We start from the raw sequence: 22,464 nt of genomic DNA on the forward strand, positions 1-22,464 counted from the left end.
CAGTTCCTTCTTTATGAATGATATTGCGTAGATAAAGAGTAGAAGCTAACGTTATAATTCGCCAAGAAAAATTCATCTATTTCACCGAATTAACCTAGGTCATTTGAGACGGCGATAATTGAAAGTGGCGTTTAAACTCCCTAAAGAACTGGGATTGGCTGCTGTAACCCACAAGGTTTGCTGCTTCGCTGGCTCGCTTACCTTCAATGGTAATCAGTTCTTTTGCCTTATCGAGTCTCACTTTCTTGATATATTGCATGGGTGAATCACAGGTCACTTCTTTGAAAGCGCGATGAAAGGCCGAGACACTCATGTTGGCTTCTTGTGCTAATTCGTCAACATTAATTGGTGAAGAAAAGTTGCCGTGCAATTTGCTGAGTACTTTTGCAATGCGGGCATAGTGGCTGTCTTGTTGAACCAGTCCCATTAGCGTATTACCTTGCGGTCCGGTCAGCACACGGTAAACAATTTCTTTCACCAGGTCTTTGCCAAATATGGCCATTTCTGTTTTATCTTCAAGGCATTTTAGTAACCGAATACAGGCGTCTTCTAAGTCGGCAGTGACCTGGGCTTTTTGTAACCCTCGCGCTGATTTTCCTGGGTTTGGAATGGAAGTGTTGAGCTTTTCGACCAGGGTATTAAGTAAGGGTAAATCCACATCGATACATAAGCTCAATAATGGCTCATTACTGCTGCTAAATGCTTCACATTCGAGGGGGAGAGGAACGCCAATAACAAGATAATCACCAACACCATAACTGACGGATTCGTCGGCTAGATGAATGCGCTTATGCCCCTGTCCCATGATGATGATGCCTGATTGATAAAGAAGCGGGCGACGAGGGGTTGATGTACTTGAATAATAAAAGTTGACGCCTTGTAGACCGGTCTTTATGACTTGTTCAGTGCACTCTAAAGAGTGTGTGTTCGCGTAAGCTTGCATCGCAGTCGTCAGTGTATTCATTGTCTTCATCTATGGCGTGTCTTGGCGTTGAATGTACATAGAAAAGCAGAAATAGGCAATAAAACACGACTAATATACCTTTTTAATATTCATATTGAGAGTAATATGCACTTGTGGCAATGATGAAGACCTATAATTATTAAGGAACAACAGATGAAATTCAATTACGTGAATCCAACGCATATACTTTTTGGACAAAACCAAATCGCGGCGATCAGCACGCAAATCGCGCCAGAAAGTAAGGTACTGGTTATCTATGGTGGCGGTTCTATTAAAGCCAATGGCGTTTATGATCAAGTGACCGAAGCGCTAAAAAATCATAACTGGATTGAATTTTCTGGTGTGGAACCTAACCCAACAAGAGAGACGTTAGACAAAGCGGTGGCAATGGTACGCAGTGAAAATGTCGACTACATATTGGCAGTAGGCGGCGGGAGCGTGATTGACGGCTCTAAGTATGTTGCGGCTTCCGCAATGTATGATGGCGATGGATGGGACATCCCTACAGGTAGACATCAAGTCACTCAGGCTGTGCCATTAGGTGCAATTTTAACATTGCCAGCAACGGGCTCTGAGTCAAACGGTGGCGCGGTGATTACTAATGGTGAAACTAAAGAAAAACTTGCGTTTATGTCGCAAACCGTTCAGCCACGATTTGCAGTGATGGATCCTGATGTGATGAAAACATTGCCTGACCGTCAGTTAGTCAACGGCGTTGTGGATGCATGGGTTCATGTGTGTGAGCAATACATTACGACGGTTGATGGTGCCTATGTACAAGACGGTTATGCGGAAGCACTATTGCGTAGTTTATTAAAACTAGGTCGTGATTTTGAACAGCGTGACAATGACGCATGGCGTGCAAACCTGATGTGGTCAGCAAATCAAGCTTTAAATGGTTTGATCGGTGTTGGCGTTCGTCAAGACTGGGCAACCCATATGATTGGGCACGAGTTGACAGCAGCATACGGTGTTGATCATGCTCGTTCACTGGCGATTGTGCAGCCTTCATTACTTCGTAATCAACTGGCGCATAAACGTGCGAAGTTAGAGCAAATGGGTATTAACGTGTTTGGTTTAGAGCAAAGTGATGACTTGGCAGAACGCACTATTAATGAAATTGAAAGCTTCTACCAAAGTTTAGGTGTTGCGACTCAATTGGCGGAGCATGGTTCAACGGCAGAGCAAGCGGTTGATCACATCGTCACTCAGATTGAAGCGCATGGCTTAGTGGCATTGGGCGAACACCAAGCGATCACACTGACTGAAAGTCGACAAATTTTACAAGCTGCTATTGTTTAGCTAGCGTTTAGTTATCGCCGAGTCATCGTTTAGCCACTGATATCTAACACTGATATTTAACAGCGATATCTAACATTAAAAGATAAAGTAGAACGCCACGAGTCAATCTGTATAGAATGACTCGTGGCGTTTTTTATGATTTTGCCTAAGACTCAAAGTAAGTGGAAGGTCGTTACCATGGCCCTTTCTAGTTTTAATTGACTATTTTATATGGAACAAGGGTTTATTGATGAAAAAAATCTTATTGCTGGTAATGATGGTTGTTTTGCAAGGGTGTTTAGGTATGCCAGATACTGTCAAACCCGTTTCTGACTTTGAACTTAATCAATATTTAGGAAAATGGTACGAAGTGGCTCGTTTGGATCATTCCTTCGAACGCGGACTTACTCAGGTTACTGCGGAGTATAGTCTTAAGGGTGACGGTGGTGTGACAGTGCTTAACCGAGGTTATTCAGTCGAAGAATCGGAATGGAGTGAGGCGGAAGGCAAAGCGTACTTTGTTGAAGGTGAAAATGACGGGTACTTAAAGGTGTCATTCTTCGGGCCTTTCTATGGGTCTTATGTGGTGTTTGAATTGGATCACCAGAATTATCAATATGCCTTTGTTTCAGGGCCAAATACGGACTACTTGTGGCTTTTATCGAGAACGAGTTCCGTTCCTCAAGAAGTAAAGAACAAATTTGTTCGCATGGCCAAAGAGCGAGGCTTCAACATCGACGAACTCATATACGTACAACATGATTAGGGCGTGTTGATCTTTCGAGCTGATTTTTGCAGCTACTTGTTGGGTATTTAGACAAGGCAGAGGCTTAGATAGGTTATTCTACTTGAGAAGCCGCTAATGCAGTATCAATACCCAACAAGTGCTGCCCGAAGGGTTCGGCTAAAATCGTTTTATGCTTTGTTTAGAAGTATTTGCTTAGAATAACTAGGCGTCATACTTCTCGCCGCGCCTAAAACGATTTTATCTCGAACAAAATTTAACCGCGAAAGATCAACACGCCCTAGTCAGTGAGTGCTGATGCTCTCTGCACGTATGACTTCTCTTCTCGTTGGCAGTGTTGATCGATTAGGCGAGCAAGTCGTTCGACCCCTTGTTTTTCGCTGGTTGTTCCTTCTAAGTTTGCGTAGGTTAAGCGCAAGCAGTGACCAAACTTGTTATTGGTGCCGAAGGCGACACCCGGGTAAATCCCGATTTTCTCTTTTTTACACTCAAGATAAAGTTGGTGGCTATCAATATGTTCTGGCAGGGTTAGCCACGTGATAAATGAACCTGATGCCTTGGTTAGGTGGTATCGCCCTTGCAATGATGGGTACTGATTCAAGGCTTCAGTTAACCACTGATGTAGCTTTTTACCGTTGGACAAGTATACGCGCTTCATTTTATTGATATGAGAGCGATACTTGCCGGTGGTGAGGAACTCCGCGACGGCAGATTGCATCAAATTAAGGCTGCCCATGTTGTCGCTGATAAGAAGCCGTTCAATTTGTTTCTGGTATCGCCCCGATAGAATCCACCCAATTCGTAAGCGAGAATCGAGTGTTTTGGAAAGAGAGTTGATGTAGATAACGCGATCTTGCGTATCTAAAGACTTCAAGCTTGGTAGGCTTTCATCCGAACTTAACGCGCCAAACACATCATCTTCAATGATGGGAATACTTTTAGAAACGGCCAGTAAGCGTTGGCGCTTTTCTAGGGTCATTCGTGATCCGGTTGGATTGGAAAAATTGGGCGTAACAATAATGGCTTTAATATCCCACTGACTTATGGCTTTGTCTAATGCTTCTGGGTTGATCCCTGTAGCCAGGCAGCTAGGAATTTCAACCACTTCTAACCCAAGAGATTCCATAAGTAACAAGTTGCCAAAAAAGCAAGGTGACTCTACCGCTACGATGTCCCCTTTGTTGGTTAAGGCTCGAAGCGCCAGACTAATTCCTTGCTGAGCACCGTGAGTGACGGCAATGTCACCATAATGGGCAGTAATGCCAAGGTCATGACTTATTTTAAGAAGTTGTTTTATCAGCAGGTGGTTGCCTGGTGGAATTTGGTATTGGCTGGGTAATTGGCTTTGTATTCGACTGTGTCGACCTATTTCTGCGTACAGGCTTTTAATCGCAGGGAATTTGATATTGGGATGGGCTGATCCGGCGGGAAGCCGTTCTTTCTCGCTAGAGTAGGTAAGAATGGATTTACAGATGGATAAGAGATCAACCTTACTGGGTGGGTGGTTTGAGGCGTTTAATTTGCTATCTGGCCGAGAGATCGCTTTGACTCGGTAGCCAGACTTGGCAACCGAATAAATAAGACCTACCGCTTCAAGCTCTTGATAAGCGCGAATCACCGTATTTTTGCTGACGTTTTTGTCGGTACTCAGTTGTCTAATCGAAGGCAGTTTGTCTTCTGGTTGATAGACTCCTGCGGTAATGGCCTGCCGCAAATACCGCTCAATTCGATCATATTTGTTCATTGTGTCCATTCTGTACCCATAAAAACCGTCCTGTTTGTGCCTTTTTTACATTGCTGTACCTAATTAAAGTAACAGCATTGTTAACACTTTGGCTAGTGGGTTTTTTATGTTGATACGGATGATACCTTTTGTTTTTGTAATGTTATGGGCGTCGGGTTTTGTTGGTGCCCGTTTTGGGTTGCAATACGCCGAGCCTGCGACCTTGCTTTCTATCCGTATGGTTGCCAATGTGGCCTTGTTTTTGTTGTTGATCTGGGTGCTTAAACGTTCGATTCCTAAAGGACGAGCCTTGCTCCACTGCTTAGTCGTCGGTATTTTGATCCATGGTTTCTATCTTGGTGGCGTTTTTATGGCTATTTCCTTAGGCATGCCAGCGGCGCTAAGTTCTCTGCTTGTTGGGATTCAGCCCATTCTCACCGCTGTACTGTTGCTGACGTGGGGGAGTGAAAAGTTTAAATTGTCTCAATGGTTAGGGTTGGGGCTTGGTTTCATCGGGATAAGCTTAGTTCTCGGTGGCAATATAGAATGGCAGTCAAAGCAGTATCAATGGCTAGCTATCTCGATTACCTTATGTTCACTGTTTGGTATGACATTAGGTACCTTGTATCAAAAGAAATTCTGCCAAAAAGTAGATATGGTTGGCGCGGCTATGCTCCAGTATGTGGCTGCCGCTGGACTGTTTATTCCTTACGCGTTTATGTTTGAAACTAGGCAAGTAGAATGGACTTCAGAGTTTATTCTTACCTTATTATGGTTAGTGGTGGTGTTGTCGTGTTTCGCGGTGCTGTTATTACTGTATATGGTTAAGAATGGCGCGGCTTCTAGTGTTGCCTCGGTGTTTTATTTGGTGCCACCGACCACAGCATTACAAGCGTGGCTGATGTTTGGAGAATCCTTTGATTGGCTTGGCGGGGTGGGTTTTGTTTTTGCCAGTGTTGCAGTGTATCTTGTGGTGAAAAAACCGACGTTAGCATTGCGCCGTTCAAAGAGAGTGGTTGTCTCAACGTAAGCATGAGCAGTCCTTGGTATGAACGTTCAGACTTGAGACTGTCATCGGAACAGAAGCCGCAGTGAACCCGTGGAGTCTCTTTAAAACTCGAAGAACTCCACGTCAAATTAATCGGTTTGATTGTTCGATCTAAGCGGCTGTTAATTGAGTCGCTAACTCTCGGCCATTACCCCTAAAATTATCGATGGTTGCCGAGAATTCTGAAGAAATATGGAGCAGCCTAGCGTCAGGGTGTTCTGCAATGTAGAGCAGTTTTTGCTGTTCATCAGCCAACGCATCCCAATCGTCATTAATTGCGTGAGCAAAGTGCAACAAGACGGCCAGCTTTGGTGACAATTCCGCCTCTCTTGGCTCATGGTAGTGCTCAATGGCATCAACCATATGATCAGGGAACTTCCATGTTTTTGCGAGCTTGGCACCAAGCGACGGCGCTGAGATATCCAGCACCTGTTCCTGAGCAGCAATAGGATTCATGCCGGACTCTATTAATGCTTGAATTTCTAACGCCTCTTCTGGGGCTAAAGTATGAATCATCAGCTCACCAATGTTATGTAAAATCCCTGCTGTGAAAACCTCGTTGCTATCCATTCCTGTTTCTTTAGCGAGTTTGCTTGAAATGACAGAGATCTCAAAGGTATTGGTCCAGTATGTATCCATATCCAAGGTCTTAATGCTCGGAAATGCACTGGATAGAACCGAGGCCACGACTAAGGTTCGTACTGCGCCGGTTCCGACTCTTAGTAATGCTTCATTAACCGAAGACACGGTTTTGCTGCCGCCAAAGTGGGCGGAATTGGCCATGCGGAGTAGCCTTGCGCTGAGTATTTGATCGACCGATATTTTTCTCGACAGCTCGCCAAAATCAACATCGTCTTGGTTAACCATATCGAGAAGCTCTTGCAGTACCGCCTGTATTCTAGGCAGCTCATTTAATCTTGAAATTAGTGCCGACTGATTCATGAAGATCTCCTTTCTTGTGAGTACAATGACTATAGTTCAGTAATCTAATTTGTGGCAAAGTTGTCTGAGCAGATGAGAGTGTTTAGCAAAGATTAATGGGAGTGAAAGAGATTATTCGCCCGCTTAGTTTCTTGTTATGATGTTGTTTTTATTGCTAGGAAGCTTTCATGTCTGTTCATTCTTCGCGTTCAATCACTCCGATTGTGTTGACTATTGCTGGCTCAGATAGTGGCGGTGGTGCTGGGATTCAAGCCGATATTAAGTCAATTTCAGCGACAGGGGGTTATGCCTGCTCTGTGATCACCGCTATTACGGCTCAGAATACCTGCGGCGTGTCGGCCATTTTCCCTATCCCTTTAGAGCACGTAGAGAAGCAGTTAGACGCTGTGTTTAGCGATCTTAAAATCGTGGCGGTGAAAATAGGAATGTTGGCTGATGCTGAAATCATTGCATTGGTGGCGAAAAAGCTTCGTCAATACAAGCCTCAATTTGTGGTGCTTGATCCTGTTATGGTTGCAACCAGCGGCGATCTGCTGCTTGAACATGCTGCCATTGGCACCCTTAAAACGGAATTGTTGCCTTTAGCGGATATCGTTACGCCCAATCTTCCTGAAGGTGCGGCACTGACAGGATCATCGATACCGAAAGATCAGGCAGAAATGACATTATTGGTAAAACAGCTGATGTCACTTGGTGCCCAAAGTATGTTGTTAAAAGGTGGGCATCTTGATCAAGATGCACAAAGTAATGATTTACTGATCATCGATGATGAACTTCAAGTGTTCACAACCCAGCGAGTCGTGACCAATAATACTCATGGTACGGGTTGTACGCTCTCTTCGGCCATCGCTTCTTACTTGGCCCAAGGCTATTCATTAGCAGAAGCGGTGGGTCAGGCCAAACAATATATTTCCGAGGCCATTGCTCATGCGGATAAGTTAGATATTGGTGCTGGACATGGGCCAGTGCATCACTTTTATGCCATTTAGTTTCGCTTAAAGGGGTTCTTTTGTTTCTTGATATTAACAAGCTATCGATAGCGGGTGATTTTTCATCAATCTGACATTCAGCTGATACTTTCTAAACACGTTATCCGTTAAGATTGCGCTACTTTTGAGACTGCCGTTAAGAAAATACATTGAAGAGCCTATTTAATAGTAAAATCAGGGGTTTGCTCCTTCTGGGGCTTATGCTGATGGCGTTAGTTCCTATCTCACTGTTGACCTACAATATCGACTTAACGTCATCGGTTTCACCAGGTTTTGGTGGTTTTATTGCGTTAGCCACGGATTCTGCTGGAAGTCGAGGGTTTGTGATTACTTTGGCTGTTTTCTGCTTCGCAGTATTGATGCTGAAATTGCCCAAGAAAACAGTTATTGCACATATGATGGTGCTCACTGTTCTTCTTATGATTGGTTTTGTGAGTAAGACCAGCCTAAAGCTGATGACGGAAAGCCCTCGCCCTTATACTGAGTTACTTGCAAAAGAGTTATTGATTCCAAAGCCTTCTCATTTCTACAGGTTGGATTCTGAGAAGCAGATGCAACTGATCGATAATGTTTCTGAGAAAGTTAGCCCTTGGCGTGTATACCACTGGCAAGGTGAAACAGACTATTCATTCCCATCTGGGCATACGATTTTTGCTGCTATCTGTGTTGCTTTTTTTGGTGGGCTATTCTGGAAACACAAACGATACTCTTGGGCGATTGGAGTGTTAGCTTGGGCTTCAGCGGTCGCCTATAGCCGTTTGTGGCTAGGCATGCATCGGCCTATTGATCTCGTTGGGTCTACGTTGTTTATTGCTGTGATTTATGCGGTTATGCCGAGTTTCGATACAATAGCTAACCAGCTTTATTTGCGGTTGCCTAAATATATTCAAAATCTGTAAATAAAAACACCAGCCAAGCGCTGGTGTTTTTATTTATGTAACGTATGAGAGGGAGGGGGACAGCCAGACTAAACCGTAAAGCGCCCAACCAGATCATACAGCTCTTTCGCCCGCCCATTCAGCTGTTGGCTACCGGAACGATTTTGATTCGCCAGCTCAGCCGATTGGCTACTTTGATCTGAAATAACCACAATGCGTTGTGATATTTCTTGTCCAACAATGCTTTGCTCTTCTGTAGCGGTCGCGATGAGTGAATTCATATCCATTATCGTCACAATAGACTCTTGAATTTTCACTAAGGCTTGCGCAGCTTCATTGGCTTCTTTGACGGTACTATCGCCACGGGCTTGGCTCGAATCCATTGCTTTAACCGCATCGTCGGAAGCGGATTTCAATTGCTCTATCATGGAGTGAATCTCGCCGGTACTCTCTTGTGTTCGACTGGCGAGTTTACGGACTTCATCCGCCACGACAGCAAAGCCTCGGCCTTGTTCACCTGCGCGAGCCGCTTCGATCGCTGCGTTAAGCGCTAATAAGTTCGTTTGCTCTGCGATATCTTGGATAACTTCGAGAGAAGAAGAGATATTCTTAACATCACTTTCTAGTCGCGAGATAACATCACTGGCTTGTGACACTTCGAGCGCCAGCTCTCTTACCGAATTTGCCGCAGAGTTAACAATTTGTTGAGCGTCTTTGGCGTGGTTTTCCGCTTCGTTTGCGGATTCAGCGGCATGGCTAGCGTTGTTTGAAATCTCGCCAGCGGTCGTTGTCATCTCTGTCATTGCCGTTGCCACCTGTTCGGTCTCTTCACGCTGCCCTGAGGCGAGTTCATCAACTTGTGCTGCTCGGCTGGACATATCATCGGTTTCACTCACAACCTGCTGCCCAACATCGCTCACATTGCGAATGATATTTTGTAAGCTCTCAACAAAGCGATTGAAATTAGCACTGAGATCGGCGAATTCAGGTATTTTGAAGGTTTCCATTCGGGCGGTCAGATCCGCATTACCACTGGCAAAGGATTTGATAGATTTATCTAAAACATCAATAGGATGCAAAATACTGCGGGTGACGAATATGGCAAACACAGCAACAAGGGCGGCGATCACAACACAGAAAAAGACGATCGCTTCAAGGGTTTCATTGAGTGCATGCTGAGCGGACTCTTGCATTTCAACAATCACCGCATCGATATCATCGGTATAAAAACCAGTCCCGATGACTAAGTCCCACTCTGCAATGAACATTGAATAGCTGAGTTTTGGCAGTGCCACGGTTCCACCTGGTTTCGGGAAGTAGTAGGTGGTGAACTCTCCGGTTTTTGAGTTTTTAATCAGGTCTTGAATTAGGTAATTACCCTGCTGATCTTGCAAGTTAAAGAAGTTATCACCAATGCCCTTGGTTCCTTTACCCACAACGATTCGTACCCCTTTAGAGTCGTAACCAAAGACATAACCAGATTCGCCATATTCTAGCGATTGAAGTGTTGGCAAGGCTTCTTCTAAGGTTGCGCCGCGTTTCAAAAATGGATCGATAGAGGATTTAGCCAGTTCTAGATAGCTGTGTAATTCGGCTTGTTTCATGTTCATCATATTCGAACGAGTCAGTTCGATTTGCTGCTGATTGAACCCCGTGGTTTTTAAATAGGTAAACCACATCATACCAATGGCGATGATCAGCAATGGCACAATGGATAAGATATAGAGTCGATTGCGAATGGATAAATTCATAGTTACTTCCTTGGACGTACGCTGAGGTTTGCTCCCCAGTCGAAATAATTGTTAATTGTTGTCTTTAAGATTAGACAAAGTTGACGCCGTTGGGCAAAAATCGATCGGTTATTGGTCTCTGTATCACAGAGAAGTTTCTTTCTTGCTCTCATTACATAGAAAAGTGAGCAATTTCAGTCAGTCACGGCTTTTGAATATTATCTATCCTGACCGAGATAGTAGTGCCAGTTTTGGGAAAGATTTTGATATTCAAACTCGCAAAACTCTTGCCGCTCGGATAGGTAATCCGGTTCAACTTCGTCAAGTAAATTCTGATGGGTTTTAGGGTCACTGCCGTAGACTAAGCATAAGGTGGAAAAATAGCGCTGAAGGTCAAAGCTATGTTCATCAATGTATTCACCAAAATCGTAGTAGTCGGGCCGATCGTCAGATTCAAATGCGAACATATCGGCGGCGCTAATAGCAATATCTGCCCCGTTATCAATGTATTCAATCAACATAATCGTGGCAAAGTTATCGACCGCATCTTCTTCTTTGCCCAATATTGGAATGTTCTGGTCATGGATATAAGCATGCCCAGCTTCATGAAGTAGAGTATGAAATAAGGTATCAATCGCGCCCTGTTGGGCAGGTTTGTTAAAACGTTTCTGGTAGTCATTTTTGGTAAAGTATTGCAGGGATTGTTGATAAAACGGGTAAGGGATGGATACCTGATGAAGCTCTGGGTCGTAAAGTGGGCCATCGTCACTTCCGTATTGAATAACTAGGGTTTTATTGAAAGAGAAATGAGAGTTTGCAAGCTCAGAGACGAGTTCGTTGATTCCGCTTTCTTTGATGGCTTGCCGTGCGTATTTGTCTTGATCTGTGGCGGGGGTTAGATAGTCGATGGTGATGGAATCTTTTGCGGCTAATGGGGTGGATACCATTAACAGTGCGGTTGCTAATACTGAGAGAATTCGGTCATGCATGCTCTACCATCCTTGTTATGAATGCGGTCTAGTCAGTTTAGTGGATTCTGCGTAATTAATTCAGCTCATTTATTCTGTTTAGGGTTGGGGGAGTGTTTGTTTCAACCTTTCTATCTATGTCTGTATGCGTTGATTGTTGGAAATTTACCGTCAAGAAGAAAGAGAATAGTGATGGAAAAACCATAGAATAACGATCTATGGGTTGGTAGTAGAATGTGATATACTCCGCGCCCAAAGTTCATCCAAGAGTCATGAGTCATGAGTTCAAAAAAAGAAGTACAGCAATTAAATCACCGCCTAGATAAGTGTAAGTTTAAGTTAGATGCGGCGAAATCTCGTGGCGATCAGGCTATGATCTCAAAATTTACGGATGAAATTGAGAAAATTAACAAAAAGATCGCCCAACTTAAACACAAGCAAGATTACGATCTTAACAAAGAGCGTAAAGACCTATCCGATATGCCGTTCTCTCGTGAAATTACCAAAGCTGAACAGGCGGATATGGGCAAGTTGAAAAAATCCGTAAAAGGGTTAGTGGTTGTTCACCCAATGACGAAACTGGGTAAGGCATTACGTTGTGATGTGATGACAGGGTTTGCACCTAAGAAATTCTAGTCTCATTTGATGTGATGTTTATTGTTTAAAAAGATCGATGCAGAAACGCCCAAACAAGAGATAACTTGTTTGGGCGTTTTTTTTGGGTGGATCTACAATTGGGTGTGTCTACAAGCAGAAGGGTGAGTTTAAAACCCCATCAGTTGCAGTAAATGTTCGGCGGTTCTTATTGCTTCTTTACGATTAGCAATATTGAGCTTTTGATACAAATTTCGAATGTGGGTTTTAATGGTGGTTCCTGCCACATCCAGTTCTTGGGCTATTTGCTCATTACTAAACCCTGAATAGATCAGTCCTAAGACTTGCCATTCACGCTGGGTGAGAGGGCTAGTCCTAACCAGTTCGGGAATGTTGGGATGATTCACTAACTTCTCGACAAACTCTTCATCAAAGTGAACCGATCGGCTGCGTTGAGTTGTTGAAATATCTTTGGTGAGTTGTTGCGCACGGTGGCGTTCAAGATCGCCCAGTTCAGATTTCGTGCTGAGTTTTTCAAGTAGGTGGCCAATCTTTCCACCGTCGATAAGAAAGTTACCCAAAATCCCAGTTTGATTCGTTAACTCTAGAGCTTGCTTCAACTTATCTTTGGCTTGATCTTCATCCCCTTGTTTTACCGAGAGAACACCTTCCACAATGAGATTTCTATTTCTGTCAGTGAGGAGGTGCGCTTTTTGGGCTTGTTCTTGAATGAAATCGAGCGTTTTTTGCGCGTTGTCTGTTTCCCCTAGGTTGATATAAGCCCGTGCGATATTACGCCATTGAAGTTGTGTAAAGTGATTGCACGCTTCTTCGGGCCTTACTGCGGTATCGAGCCACTGACGAATCGCGTCTTTATCGCCACGCGCTTGCCAAAATAAGATCAATGAAAGCGATGCGTTCGCTGTCCAATCAACGTGGTAGGTTGATTGCTTTAACAGATGAACGATTTGGTCGATAAATTTGGCGGCTTTATCCAGTTCACCTCGTCCAATAGTGATACGTGCCAGCATGGAGTAGCTGTGCAGATGCTTACTTGGATCGTGTTTACCTAACACATGTAGCCCTTTATAAGCACACTCTTCGGCCTCATCTAGTCGATTCCAACACCAAAAGACTTGAGCGCGTAAACGCAGCAAAAACTCGTGCATCGGCACTTGCTGAAGTTGCTGCTCTTCAACCAATTTAAACGCGTTGTCTTGTACTTCAAAAGCCGCCTGAACATAGCCTTGAGCGATTAAGATTTCACTTTGCTGCAGCATGGCCCATAGTGCTTGGTGGTAAACCTGATATTGACGGGCCAGCTTTTCTGTTTGCTGCATCATGGGTAACGCTCGGCTCAAGTGGCCGGTCACGTGATTGACTTCCCCAACGACAGAGGTCGCGACAATTCGGCTGCGGTAGACCGTATGATCAAGTTGGCTCAAGGCCAGTTCCGCCAGTTCCAGTGCTTTTTGTGGCTCATTTCGGTTAATCGCGACTTGCGCTCGCAATGCGTTAAACTCGCCTTGTTCTTTGGTTGTCGGGGTCACGTTGTACAGTGGCATCTGCTCATCAGCTTTGGCGAGCAAATCACCTACATCATTATATCGGTGCTGACTTTGTGCTAACCAGGCTTCCAACATACACAGCTTTGGTTCGGTATAGAGTTGAGTAGGCTCAAGTGTTTTAATCGCTCGTTCAAGTGTTTGTAACTCTCCTTGGTTGAACATTTTCCAACCATAGCTGGTTAAAATGGTTGCCACGAGCTCGCTGTCTTTGGCTTTTTGCGCATGTTGCAATGCTTGGTGTGGTGACTCTAGTTTCAACCAGGCTTGTGCGGCGGTTTTATGCAAATGTTGCTCTTGCTGAGGAATGCGAGCCATGCGTTCATGGGCGAGAAACTCGGCGAATAAATTGTGGAATCGGTACCAGTTTTTCTCGTCTTCAAGCGGGTAAATAAATAACCCATAGCGATTTAAAGACTCGATCATGCTGAGTGCATCGTCTCGCTGAGTCAGTGCACAGACGAGCTGATCGTTGAAATGATCCAGTACCGAACATTGTAATAAGAACTGCCTTGTTTCCTGGTCAAGCAAGTCGAACACTTCTTCTACCAAATAATCCCATAAATGAGCGTGATTAAACTGCGATACAGACTCTGCTGATTGGGCCAATGTTCGTTTTTGATGCTGAGCTTGGAGCGCAATTAATTGCAGGGCGGATGGCCAACCTTCAACGTAGGTTTGCAGGTTCTTTGCCGTGTCCGTATCAATACCATCGGTGACTCGCTGGTTAAAGAATCGTGTGGTTTCTTCCGTATCAAAAGCCAGTAACTCATTGCCAATTTCAATCATCAGATCGCGCACACGTAGGTTAGCGGTTCCTAATGGCGGCGCTGCTCGGCTCGTCACTACAAGGGTTAGATTTTCAGGCATATGCTTGAGGAAAAACCGCATCGCTTCATGGATCTCATCATCCGAGATCAGATGGTAATCATCGAGTACGACGTAACATTCCTGGTGAAAATTTGAAAGTTCGGCAAAGACTTCGCTAAAGAGAGAGTGAAGAGAAGAAAACTGGCGTTTCTCTGCCAAGGTTTGCGCATTTGGGCAAGCGTTATTGGTGCTTTTGTTGAGTGCTTGTAAAAGATAGTTGATGAAGCGAAACGGATCGTTATCACTTTCATCAATGCTGTACCAACCAACATGAGACTTGTCGGAAAGCCATTGAGAAGCCATGGTGGTTTTTCCGTAGCCAGCAGGCGAACGAAAAAGAACCAGCTTATAGCAAGGCGCTTGTTGTAATAGATCCAGGACTCTAGGTCGAACAATCGCATTATGAAGTCGACCAGGTCGAGTTAATTTCGATGGAATCCACATATTTCTAATCCGTTGTCATGATGGTTATGGAGCCGATAGGTTGGATACTAACGGAACTCATCAATGACCGTTATTGATCCCACCCCGTTTTTTTAAGGGGATCGCTTCAAATTTACTACTACGCCCCATAAATGTGACGATAGTCACTTATTGTTCGTTTGTGATGTGTAATGAAAATGTAATTTGTACGAAAAATCATGAAACTTGCATCATTCGAGGAGAAACTATGAGAACTATTTCTCATTTTGTATCAATAGTGAAACTCGGGTTGATACTTTTTTAATGAATACAGAGTAGGGTAAACAGCTAGAGTGTGTGAGGTGAATCACGACTGATTTGTCATGCACAGCGATTATTGAGATTTAGATCACCGCTCATAGTGGGGTACGCCCTCTACGCCCTAACTTCTCCTCCTCTTCATCATAATAACTAGGAGGATGTTTAGAATACTGTGTAGATGCACGATATGTCTCAGATGGATTTAACCAATAAGTGAGATTTCTCTAATGAAACCTACTCAACAAAAGAATTTCGATAAAAACGCATTTCAAGAAAGCGTTAAGAAACATTTATCTGCAACCTACGCAACAACCGTTGAAACAGCAGACAGTCGCGCATGGTACCTGGCAATGGGTCGTGCTCTTGCAGAGCTAACGACTTTTGACCTGTTAGAAACTGAAAATGACGAAAAAATTAAGAACGCAAAAAGTGTTAACTACCTTTCACTCGAGTTTTTGATTGGCCGCCTTACAGGTAACAACCTGATCAGCATGGGTCTATACGAGAAAATTACTCACGCGATGGAAGAGCTAGGTCAAAACCTAACTGACCTTTTAGAAGAAGAGCGCGACCCATCACTAGGTAATGGTGGTCTTGGTCGTCTTGCTGCTTGTTTCATGGATTCTTGTGCCGCTCAAGAATACCCAACAGTCGGTTACGGTCTTCACTACGAATACGGTCTATTCAAACAGTCTTTCCAAGACGGCCGTCAACAAGAAGCACCAGACGCATGGCGTGGTGTTGAAGGTTACCCGTGGGAAGTCGCTCGTCCAGAACTTGCACAACACATTGGTTTCTACGGCCACGTTGATGTTGAATACATCGACGGAAAAGAAGTGCGTACTTGGGTTCCAGGTATGGAAGTAAAAGCAATGCCTTGGGATCTGCCTATCGTAGGTTACGAGTCAAATACGGTTTACCCGCTGCGTCTATGGGAATGTCAGGCAATCGCTCCTTTCTCACTCGCAAGCTTTAACAACGGTGATTACTTCGAAGCGCAACACTCGCTAATCGATGCAGGTAACATCACTAAAGTACTTTATCCGAACGACAACCACGAGAAAGGCAAAACTCTGCGTCTAATGCAGCAGTACTTCCACTCAGCAGCGTCGGTTCGCGATATTCTACGTCGTCACGAAGCGGCTGGTTTCTCTCTAGAAGATCTGCCTAAGCAAGAAACGATTCAGCTGAATGATACGCACCCAACGATTGCGATTCCTGAACTCATGCGCATCTTGATTGACGAGAAAGGTTTATCTTGGGACCAAGCTTGGGAAATCAGTGCACATACGTTTGCATACACGAACCACACGCTGCTTCCAGAAGCACTAGAAACTTGGTCTGAATCTCTGATCAACCGCCTTCTTCCACGTCACATGGAAATCATTTTTGAAATCAACCACCGCTTCATGCAAGAAGTTCGCAAGATGTGGCCTGGTGACGGTGAGAAGCAAGCGAAGCTTTCTATCATCCAAGAAGGTTTCCACCGCATGGTACGCATGGCAAACCTATGTGTGATCGGCTCTTACAAAGTCAACGGTGTCGCCGCGCTTCACTCTCAACTGGTTAAGAAAGACTTGTTCCCTGAGTTCAACGAAATCTTCCCTGGCAAACTGACTAACGTAACAAACGGTATCACGCCACGTCGTTGGTTGAAGTTCTGTAACCCAGGTCTATCTAAGCTAATTACTGACAAAATCGGTACTGAATGGCCAGCGAAACTTGAGCAGCTAGAAGGCATTGCTAAGTTTGCAACCGATGCAAAATTCCAAAAAGAATTCATGGCGGTTAAGAAAGAAAACAAACAGCGTCTTGCGGATTGGGTTCAAGAGAACATGGGTATCGAGCTCGATACTAACGCTATCTTCGATGTTCAAATCAAGCGTCTGCACGAGTACAAGCGTCAGCACCTAGATTTGCTACACATTCTCTCTCTGTACCACCGTATTCTTAACGAACCTGGTTTCGAGTGCGAGCCACGCGTATGTTTCTTCGCAGCGAAAGCCGCACCGGGTTATCACCTAGCGAAAGAGATCATCTTCGCGGTGAACAAGATTGCTGAGAAGATCAACAACGATCCTCGCATCGGCAACAAGTTGAAAGTGGTCTTCATCCCTGACTACCGAGTTAGCATGGCTGAAATCATCATCCCTGCAGCAGACGTTTCTCAGCAAATCTCGCTAGCGGGTAAAGAAGCATCGGGTACGGGCAACATGAAGATGGCACTTAACGGCGCTCTAACTATCGGTACGATGGATGGTGCAAACGTTGAGATTCGTGAAGAAGTTGGCGATGAAAACATCTATATCTTCGGCCTAGAAGTGGATGGCGTTGTGGCACTGAAAGCTCAGGGTTACAACCCATACGATTACTACAATGCAGATCCTTTGCTGAAAGCATCTCTGGATCTATTGACTGGCGATGAGTTCACTCCAGGTCAACCGGGCCTTCTACGTGCAACGTTTGATAGCCTGCTAGACGGCGGTGACCCGTATTTATGTCTTGCTGATTTCGCATCTTACGTGCAAGCACATGAAGACATGGGCAAACAGTACAAAGACCAAGCGGGCTGGGCTAAGAAAGCGATTCTTAACACTGCACTGGTTGGTAAGTTCACCTCAGACCGCTCAATCCGCGACTACGTGAACAACATTTGGAAATTGGAAGCGGTTAAGCGCTAATACGTCCAAATAATAGCCAAGGCGTACCTTATTTTAGGTCTCGATCGCCTTGGCTTCATTCGTATTAGGCAATGCGTTATCTATTACAATCAATAAAACCCGACGTTGTGAAGGTAATAATAACCTTCGGAGAGAGCGATGACAGATCAAACAGCATTACAACAAGTCGCCGAAATGGCTCGACTCGCTGATAGCTATATCAGTGCTTGGGGAGAAGAAGCAAAAGTAGAAGATGACACTCTTTTACATTTATTAGGCTCGCTAGGGTACGACACACGCAGTGATGCAGCATTACTAAGTTCTGCAGAGAAAAAGCACAAGAAATCGGTACTTGAACCCGTCATGGTTATTCGTGACGGCGAAGCGATTGAAGTGGAACTTAATCTGGGTGTGAGCGCCAGAGAGAGCGAATTCAGTTGGCGTTTGGAAACAGAGCAAGGCCAGGTACTTGAAGGCTATCTTCAATCTCAGATTGTTAGAGATGAGCGAAAAGAGGGTGGCCCTTTAGTATTTACTCTACCTAACGATCTTGAGTGGGGTTACCACACTCTTATTGTTTCGCGAAAACGTCGTAAAACACCGTATGCGATGTCGTTGATACTGACTCCTCAGTCGTGTTTCAAACAGCCAAAAATGAATGATGGCAAGAAAATGTGGGGACCAAGTATTCAGCTATACACTTTGCGTACTTCTCACAACTGGGGCATTGGTGATTTTGGTGATCTAAAACAGCTTGTTGCAGATATCGCTTCTCGCGGCGGTGACTTTGTCGGTCTCAACCCGATTCATTCGCTTTTTCCAGCGAACCCAGAAGGGGCGAGCCCATACAGCCCATCCTCTCGTCGTTGGCTTAACATTTTATACATTGATGTGAGTTCAGTACCTGAGTTTGCGCTCAGCGCTAAAGCGCAGCAAACGGTTGGAAGTGCGGAGTTTCAGCAGCGTTTGCAGCAAGCTCGTGATTCACATTGGGTAAATTACACTGAGGTTGCCGAGCTAAAAAATCGCGTATTGCCAATGCTTTATGCCGAATTTAAATCTCGCCACCTCGACAAAAACAGCGAACGTGCGCAAGCATTCTTGGCGTTTGTGGAACAAGGTGGAGACAGCCTCGTTCATCAGGCGGCGTTTGATGCTCTGCATATTGAGTTGCATAAACAAGATTCTAATGTTTGGGGATGGCCTGTTTTCCCTGAAGAGTTCCGCAAGTTTGATAGCCCTGCGGTACAAAAATACATCAAAGACAACCAAGACAGTGTGCACCTTTATATGTACCTGCAGTGGATTGCTGATACGCAAATCAATGAAGCACAGACACTGGCAGAAGAAAAAGGGATGGCGGTTGGCCTGTACCGAGACCTTGCTGTCGGTGTGGCAGATTCAGGCTCAGAAACTTGGGCCGATGACGGCAGCCTAGTACTGGATGCCAGCATAGGCGCACCGCCTGATGTGTTAGGCCCACTTGGTCAAAATTGGGGATTGCCGCCGCTGAACCCTCAAGTACTAAAAGAGACCGGGTATCGAGCGTACATCAACTTGCTGCGTGCCAATATGAAACATTGTGGCTCACTGCGCATTGATCACGTATTAGGATTGCTGCGTTTATGGTGGATTCCGAAAGGTCAAGATGCGACAAAAGGCGCTTACATCTATTATCCTGTTCAAGACATGCTAGCGATACTGGCTCTTGAATCGCACCGTCAGCAATGCAGCGTGATAGGTGAAGACTTGGGTACGGTACCCGATGAGATAGTTGATATTTTGCGTGATGCGGGTGTGAACTCTTACAAGGTCTTTTTCTTTGAGACATCAAAGGAAGACGGTGGTTTTATTTCACCGGCCCATTACGCTGAACAATCCATGTCAGCGTTATGTACGCACGATATGCCGACACTCCGTGGCTTCTGGCACTGTGATGATCTAAAAATGGGCCATGACATCGGTTTGTACCCAGACGAGCAGCAACTCGAAAGCCTGTATCAAGATCGATTGGTATGCAAACAGGGTATTTTAGATTCAGTGGCATGGCATGGATATCTACCAGAAGGCGTGGGTCGTGATGCGTCTCAAGTGCCGATGGATTCGTACTTAAGCGAAGCGCTTCATTTGCACGTTGCAGCGGGCTCATCTTCTTTGCTGAGTGTGCAACTTGAAGATTGGTTAGAAATGGATCAGCCAGTGAACATACCAGGCACGGTCAATGAATACCCTAACTGGCGTCGTAAGTTGTCAATGAATCTGGATGAAATATTTGCTCGCGAAAGTGTTAACCGTATTACTAAGCGTTTGACTGAAGTTCGTTCTAAAGCAGGGTAAAGCGATCAATAGAACCGATAAAGCGGCCATTGATACCAGTCGCATAGAAAAGTATAAACTTGGTCACTCTAAAAGAGGCGTAAGTTCGGTAAACTACATCCACTAATTATTAAGCCTGCTGACTAGTAGGCTTTTTTAGTTAACAAGTTGCTAATTTATATAAAAATTTATTATATAGAAACGATCATTAAGCAGCGGGTACTTATATAAGAAATCGATTGTCGAAAGTTAGGTTAGGAGAACTTACATTGAAACAAACAGGGCTTAATAAAATAACACAAGTGTACACCCAACTTTCACAAGCTGCGTTTGCCGACCCCTTCTCATTTATTGGGCCGTATTTGCCCGAAAAACAAGGTGCATTGCGCGTATGGATGCCCGATGCCGATGGTGTTGAGTTAGTGATTGAAGGCGAAGAGAGAGTTCCACTGACTCGCGAAGACTCTTCTGGCTTTGTGCTAAAACAGTCACGTGACCTTCGTTTTACCCACTACAAACTGGCGGTGAATTGGTCGGGTACCGAGCAGCTAATTGACGACCCCTATCAATACCACGCTTTATACGCTGGCTACGATGAATTGCACAACCCGAAAGAAATGTATCACCAAATGGGTGCCCAGTTTGTCACTATAGAACGAGATGGAAAGTCCATTTCGGGTACGCGTTTTCTTGTTTACGCACCTCATGCTTCTGCTTGTAGCCTGGTTGGTAACTTCAACTCATGGGACGGACGTCGTCACCCTATGCAGCGCTTAGATTACGGCATATGGGGAATATTCATACCTGGTCTGGAAGAAGGTGCCCAGTACAAATTTGAAATGAAAGGCCCAGAAGGGGAAGGCTTACCGCATAAGGCCGATCCTTGGGGCTTTTATAGCGAGCAACATCCATCGTTTTCGTCGGTCACTTATAATCATGATCGCTACGACTGGCAAGATACAAAATGGCAGAGTAGACCTGTCACTGAGAAGCGCCGTGAAGCGCTCTCTTTTTACGAGCTTCATGCGGGCTCTTGGAAAAGAGATCAGCATGGCAACTTCCTAAACTATCGCGATCTTGCCGCTGAGCTTGTTCCCTATTTGGTTGACCTTGGTTACACCCACATAGAACTCATGCCTGTTTCTGAGCATCCATTTTATGGTTCTTGGGGCTACCAACCGATCGGTTTATTTGCGCCAACGAGCCGCTTTGGCACGCCTGATGATTTCAAATATTTTGTTGATCAGTGTCACCAAGCCGGTTTAGGTGTCGTCCTCGATTGGGTGCCTGCGCACTTTCCGTCCGATGACCATGGTTTAGCTAACTTCGATGGTACGCCGCTGTTCCACGATCCGGATCCTCGACGTGGCTGGCACCAAGATTGGAGCTCGTACATCTATGACTTAGGGCGTGAACATGTTCGTCGCTTCTTAGTCTCAAATGCACTGTATTGGTTTGAACAGTTCCATATTGATGGTATCCGAGTCGATGCTGTGGCTTCGATGCTTTACCTCGATTATTCGCGCAGTCATGACCAATGGGTGCCGAATGTCGATGGTGGGAATGAAAACTACGATGCCATAGCCACGTTAAAGTGGATGAATGAAGAAGTGTATAAGCACTTTCCGAATGCGATGACGATTGCGGAAGAATCGACCGCTTTTCCTGGCGTCTCAGCACCGACCTTCATGGGCGGTTTAGGCTTTGGCTTTAAGTGGAACATGGGGTGGATGCACGATAGCCTCGCGTATATCAAAGAAGATCCCATTCACCGTCAATATCACCACGATACCATCACGTTTCCATTAGTGTATGCGCACAGTGAAAACTACGTATTGTCACTTTCTCATGATGAAGTGGTGTACGGCAAAGGATCGATACACGATAAAATGCCAGGTGATGAGTGGCAAAAAACCGCAAACCTTCGCGCTTACATGGGCTACATGTATGGTCAACCGGGTAAAAAGTTGAACTTTATGGGGGCTGAAATTGGTCAAACTGCCGAATGGAATCATGACGATCAATTGCAATGGTTCTTACTAGAATTTGACCGTCATAAAGGGGTTCAAAACTTAACGCGTGATCTCAATAAGATGTACCGAAACGAACTCGCGCTGCATGAGTTAGACAGTGACCCTCGTGGATTCGAATGGCGTTTGCAAGATGCGTCAGACGTGAGTATTTTGGCTCATGAGCGAATCAGCGAGCAAGGTGAACGTGTTCTCGTCGTCACTAACTTTACACCGGTCCCACAAAATGAGTTCACTTTGGGTATGCCTGTGGAAGGCAAGTACGAGTTGCTACTGAATACTGATAACGCCCACTATAATGGCAGCGATTATCATGTGTATGAAACGGCGGAAACTCAAAAAATTGAAAGCCAAGGTTTAGCACAATCTCTTTCATTGCGCATTCCACCCCTTGCGACGGTTTTTTATAAGTTGAAGTGATATAAAAACGAACGAATA

At 44.9% G+C, this 22,464-nt stretch carries 15 protein-coding genes; 9 read left to right on the forward strand and 6 right to left on the reverse strand.

Annotation, left to right across the window (positions count from 1 at the left end; translation table 11 throughout):
• Positions 1-94: 94 nt before the first annotated feature.
• Complete coding sequence (locus QF117_RS01510; RefSeq protein WP_282385726.1) at positions 95-964, reverse strand: AraC family transcriptional regulator; 870 nt, start codon at positions 962-964, stop codon at positions 95-97.
• A gap of 153 nt (positions 965-1,117) precedes the next feature.
• Between QF117_RS01510 and QF117_RS01515 the strand changes: the two genes are divergently transcribed.
• Positions 1,118-2,266 carry an iron-containing alcohol dehydrogenase gene (locus QF117_RS01515; RefSeq protein WP_282385727.1) on the forward strand — a complete coding sequence of 383 codons (1,149 nt, stop codon included), beginning with the start codon at positions 1,118-1,120 and terminating at the stop codon, positions 2,264-2,266.
• Positions 2,267-2,495: 229 nt separating this feature from the next.
• Complete coding sequence (locus QF117_RS01520) at positions 2,496-3,011, forward strand: lipocalin family protein (RefSeq protein WP_282385728.1); 516 nt, start codon at positions 2,496-2,498, stop codon at positions 3,009-3,011.
• Positions 3,012-3,270: 259 nt separating this feature from the next.
• Here QF117_RS01520 and QF117_RS01525 read toward each other — a convergent pair whose 3' ends face one another.
• Entirely contained in the window at positions 3,271-4,743 is a 1,473-nt protein-coding gene (locus QF117_RS01525) for a PLP-dependent aminotransferase family protein (protein WP_282385730.1), read from the reverse strand.
• Between the two features lie 97 nt (positions 4,744-4,840).
• Here QF117_RS01525 and QF117_RS01530 point away from each other — a divergent pair, with 97 nt between their 5' ends.
• On the forward strand, positions 4,841-5,743 hold the full coding sequence (locus tag QF117_RS01530; protein WP_282385732.1) for a DMT family transporter: 903 nt from the start codon (positions 4,841-4,843) through the stop codon (positions 5,741-5,743).
• Positions 5,744-5,872: 129 nt separating this feature from the next.
• On the opposite strand, the gene QF117_RS01535 is transcribed toward QF117_RS01530, so the two are convergent.
• Positions 5,873-6,703, reverse strand: a complete 831-nt coding sequence (locus QF117_RS01535; protein WP_282385733.1) for an HDOD domain-containing protein — start codon at positions 6,701-6,703, stop codon at positions 5,873-5,875.
• 167 nt (positions 6,704-6,870) lie between these two features.
• Here QF117_RS01535 and thiD point away from each other — a divergent pair, with 167 nt between their 5' ends.
• Both thiD and QF117_RS01545 read left to right on the forward strand, forming a co-directional pair.
• Positions 6,871-7,692, forward strand: a complete 822-nt coding sequence (gene thiD, locus QF117_RS01540) for a bifunctional hydroxymethylpyrimidine kinase/phosphomethylpyrimidine kinase (protein ID WP_282385734.1) — start codon at positions 6,871-6,873, stop codon at positions 7,690-7,692.
• A 149-nt stretch (positions 7,693-7,841) separates the two neighbouring features.
• Entirely contained in the window at positions 7,842-8,591 is a 750-nt protein-coding gene (locus tag QF117_RS01545; protein WP_282385735.1) for a phosphatase PAP2 family protein, read from the forward strand.
• A 68-nt stretch (positions 8,592-8,659) separates the two neighbouring features.
• On the opposite strand, the gene QF117_RS01550 is transcribed toward QF117_RS01545, so the two are convergent.
• Both QF117_RS01550 and QF117_RS01555 read right to left on the reverse strand, forming a co-directional pair.
• Positions 8,660-10,321 (reverse strand): methyl-accepting chemotaxis protein, encoded by a 1,662-nt coding sequence (locus QF117_RS01550; RefSeq protein ID WP_282385737.1) that lies wholly within the window; start codon positions 10,319-10,321, stop codon positions 8,660-8,662.
• Between the two features lie 197 nt (positions 10,322-10,518).
• Entirely contained in the window at positions 10,519-11,289 is a 771-nt protein-coding gene (locus QF117_RS01555) for a DUF4344 domain-containing metallopeptidase (protein ID WP_282385738.1), read from the reverse strand.
• A gap of 258 nt (positions 11,290-11,547) precedes the next feature.
• On the opposite strand from QF117_RS01555, the gene QF117_RS01560 reads away from it, so the two are divergent.
• On the forward strand, positions 11,548-11,904 hold the full coding sequence (locus tag QF117_RS01560; protein WP_282385739.1) for a YibL family ribosome-associated protein: 357 nt from the start codon (positions 11,548-11,550) through the stop codon (positions 11,902-11,904).
• Positions 11,905-12,032: 128 nt separating this feature from the next.
• Here the strand turns inward: QF117_RS01560 and malT are convergent, their stop codons facing one another.
• Entirely contained in the window at positions 12,033-14,741 is a 2,709-nt protein-coding gene (gene malT, locus QF117_RS01565) for an HTH-type transcriptional regulator MalT (RefSeq protein WP_282385741.1), read from the reverse strand.
• A 506-nt stretch (positions 14,742-15,247) separates the two neighbouring features.
• On the opposite strand from malT, the gene QF117_RS01570 reads away from it, so the two are divergent.
• The 3 genes from QF117_RS01570 to glgB all read left to right on the forward strand — a co-directional run bounded on the left by QF117_RS01570 (position 15,248) and on the right by glgB (position 22,446).
• The gene (locus QF117_RS01570) at positions 15,248-17,701 is read left to right on the forward strand and encodes a glycogen/starch/alpha-glucan phosphorylase (RefSeq protein WP_282385742.1); all 2,454 of its coding nucleotides are present in this window, start codon (positions 15,248-15,250) and stop codon (positions 17,699-17,701) included.
• Positions 17,702-17,839: 138 nt separating this feature from the next.
• A complete protein-coding gene (gene malQ / locus QF117_RS01575; protein WP_282385743.1) occupies positions 17,840-20,017 on the forward strand; it encodes a 4-alpha-glucanotransferase in 2,178 nt (725 codons plus the stop codon).
• A gap of 248 nt (positions 20,018-20,265) precedes the next feature.
• Positions 20,266-22,446 carry a 1,4-alpha-glucan branching protein GlgB gene (glgB, locus tag QF117_RS01580; protein WP_282385744.1) on the forward strand — a complete coding sequence of 727 codons (2,181 nt, stop codon included), beginning with the start codon at positions 20,266-20,268 and terminating at the stop codon, positions 22,444-22,446.
• Positions 22,447-22,464: the final 18 nt, after the last annotated feature.

The organism is Vibrio sp. YMD68 (assembly GCF_029958905.1).
In the GTDB taxonomy this organism is placed as follows: Bacteria; Pseudomonadota; Gammaproteobacteria; order Enterobacterales; family Vibrionaceae; genus Vibrio.

Coding starts and splice junctions, on each gene's coding strand:
- QF117_RS01510 (WP_282385726.1), bottom strand. CDS start 964: ATGAATACACTGACGACTGCGATGCAAGCTTACGCGAACACACACTCT.
- QF117_RS01515 (WP_282385727.1), top strand. CDS start 1,118: ATGAAATTCAATTACGTGAATCCAACGCATATACTTTTTGGACAAAAC.
- QF117_RS01520 (WP_282385728.1), top strand. CDS start 2,496: ATGAAAAAAATCTTATTGCTGGTAATGATGGTTGTTTTGCAAGGGTGT.
- QF117_RS01525 (WP_282385730.1), bottom strand. CDS start 4,743: ATGGACACAATGAACAAATATGATCGAATTGAGCGGTATTTGCGGCAG.
- QF117_RS01530 (WP_282385732.1), top strand. CDS start 4,841: ATGTTGATACGGATGATACCTTTTGTTTTTGTAATGTTATGGGCGTCG.
- QF117_RS01535 (WP_282385733.1), bottom strand. CDS start 6,703: ATGAATCAGTCGGCACTAATTTCAAGATTAAATGAGCTGCCTAGAATA.
- thiD (WP_282385734.1), top strand. CDS start 6,871: ATGTCTGTTCATTCTTCGCGTTCAATCACTCCGATTGTGTTGACTATT.
- QF117_RS01550 (WP_282385737.1), bottom strand. CDS start 10,321: ATGAATTTATCCATTCGCAATCGACTCTATATCTTATCCATTGTGCCA.
- QF117_RS01555 (WP_282385738.1), bottom strand. CDS start 11,289: ATGCATGACCGAATTCTCTCAGTATTAGCAACCGCACTGTTAATGGTA.
- QF117_RS01560 (WP_282385739.1), top strand. CDS start 11,548: ATGAGTTCAAAAAAAGAAGTACAGCAATTAAATCACCGCCTAGATAAG.
- malT (WP_282385741.1), bottom strand. CDS start 14,741: ATGTGGATTCCATCGAAATTAACTCGACCTGGTCGACTTCATAATGCG.
- QF117_RS01570 (WP_282385742.1), top strand. CDS start 15,248: ATGAAACCTACTCAACAAAAGAATTTCGATAAAAACGCATTTCAAGAA.
- malQ (WP_282385743.1), top strand. CDS start 17,840: ATGACAGATCAAACAGCATTACAACAAGTCGCCGAAATGGCTCGACTC.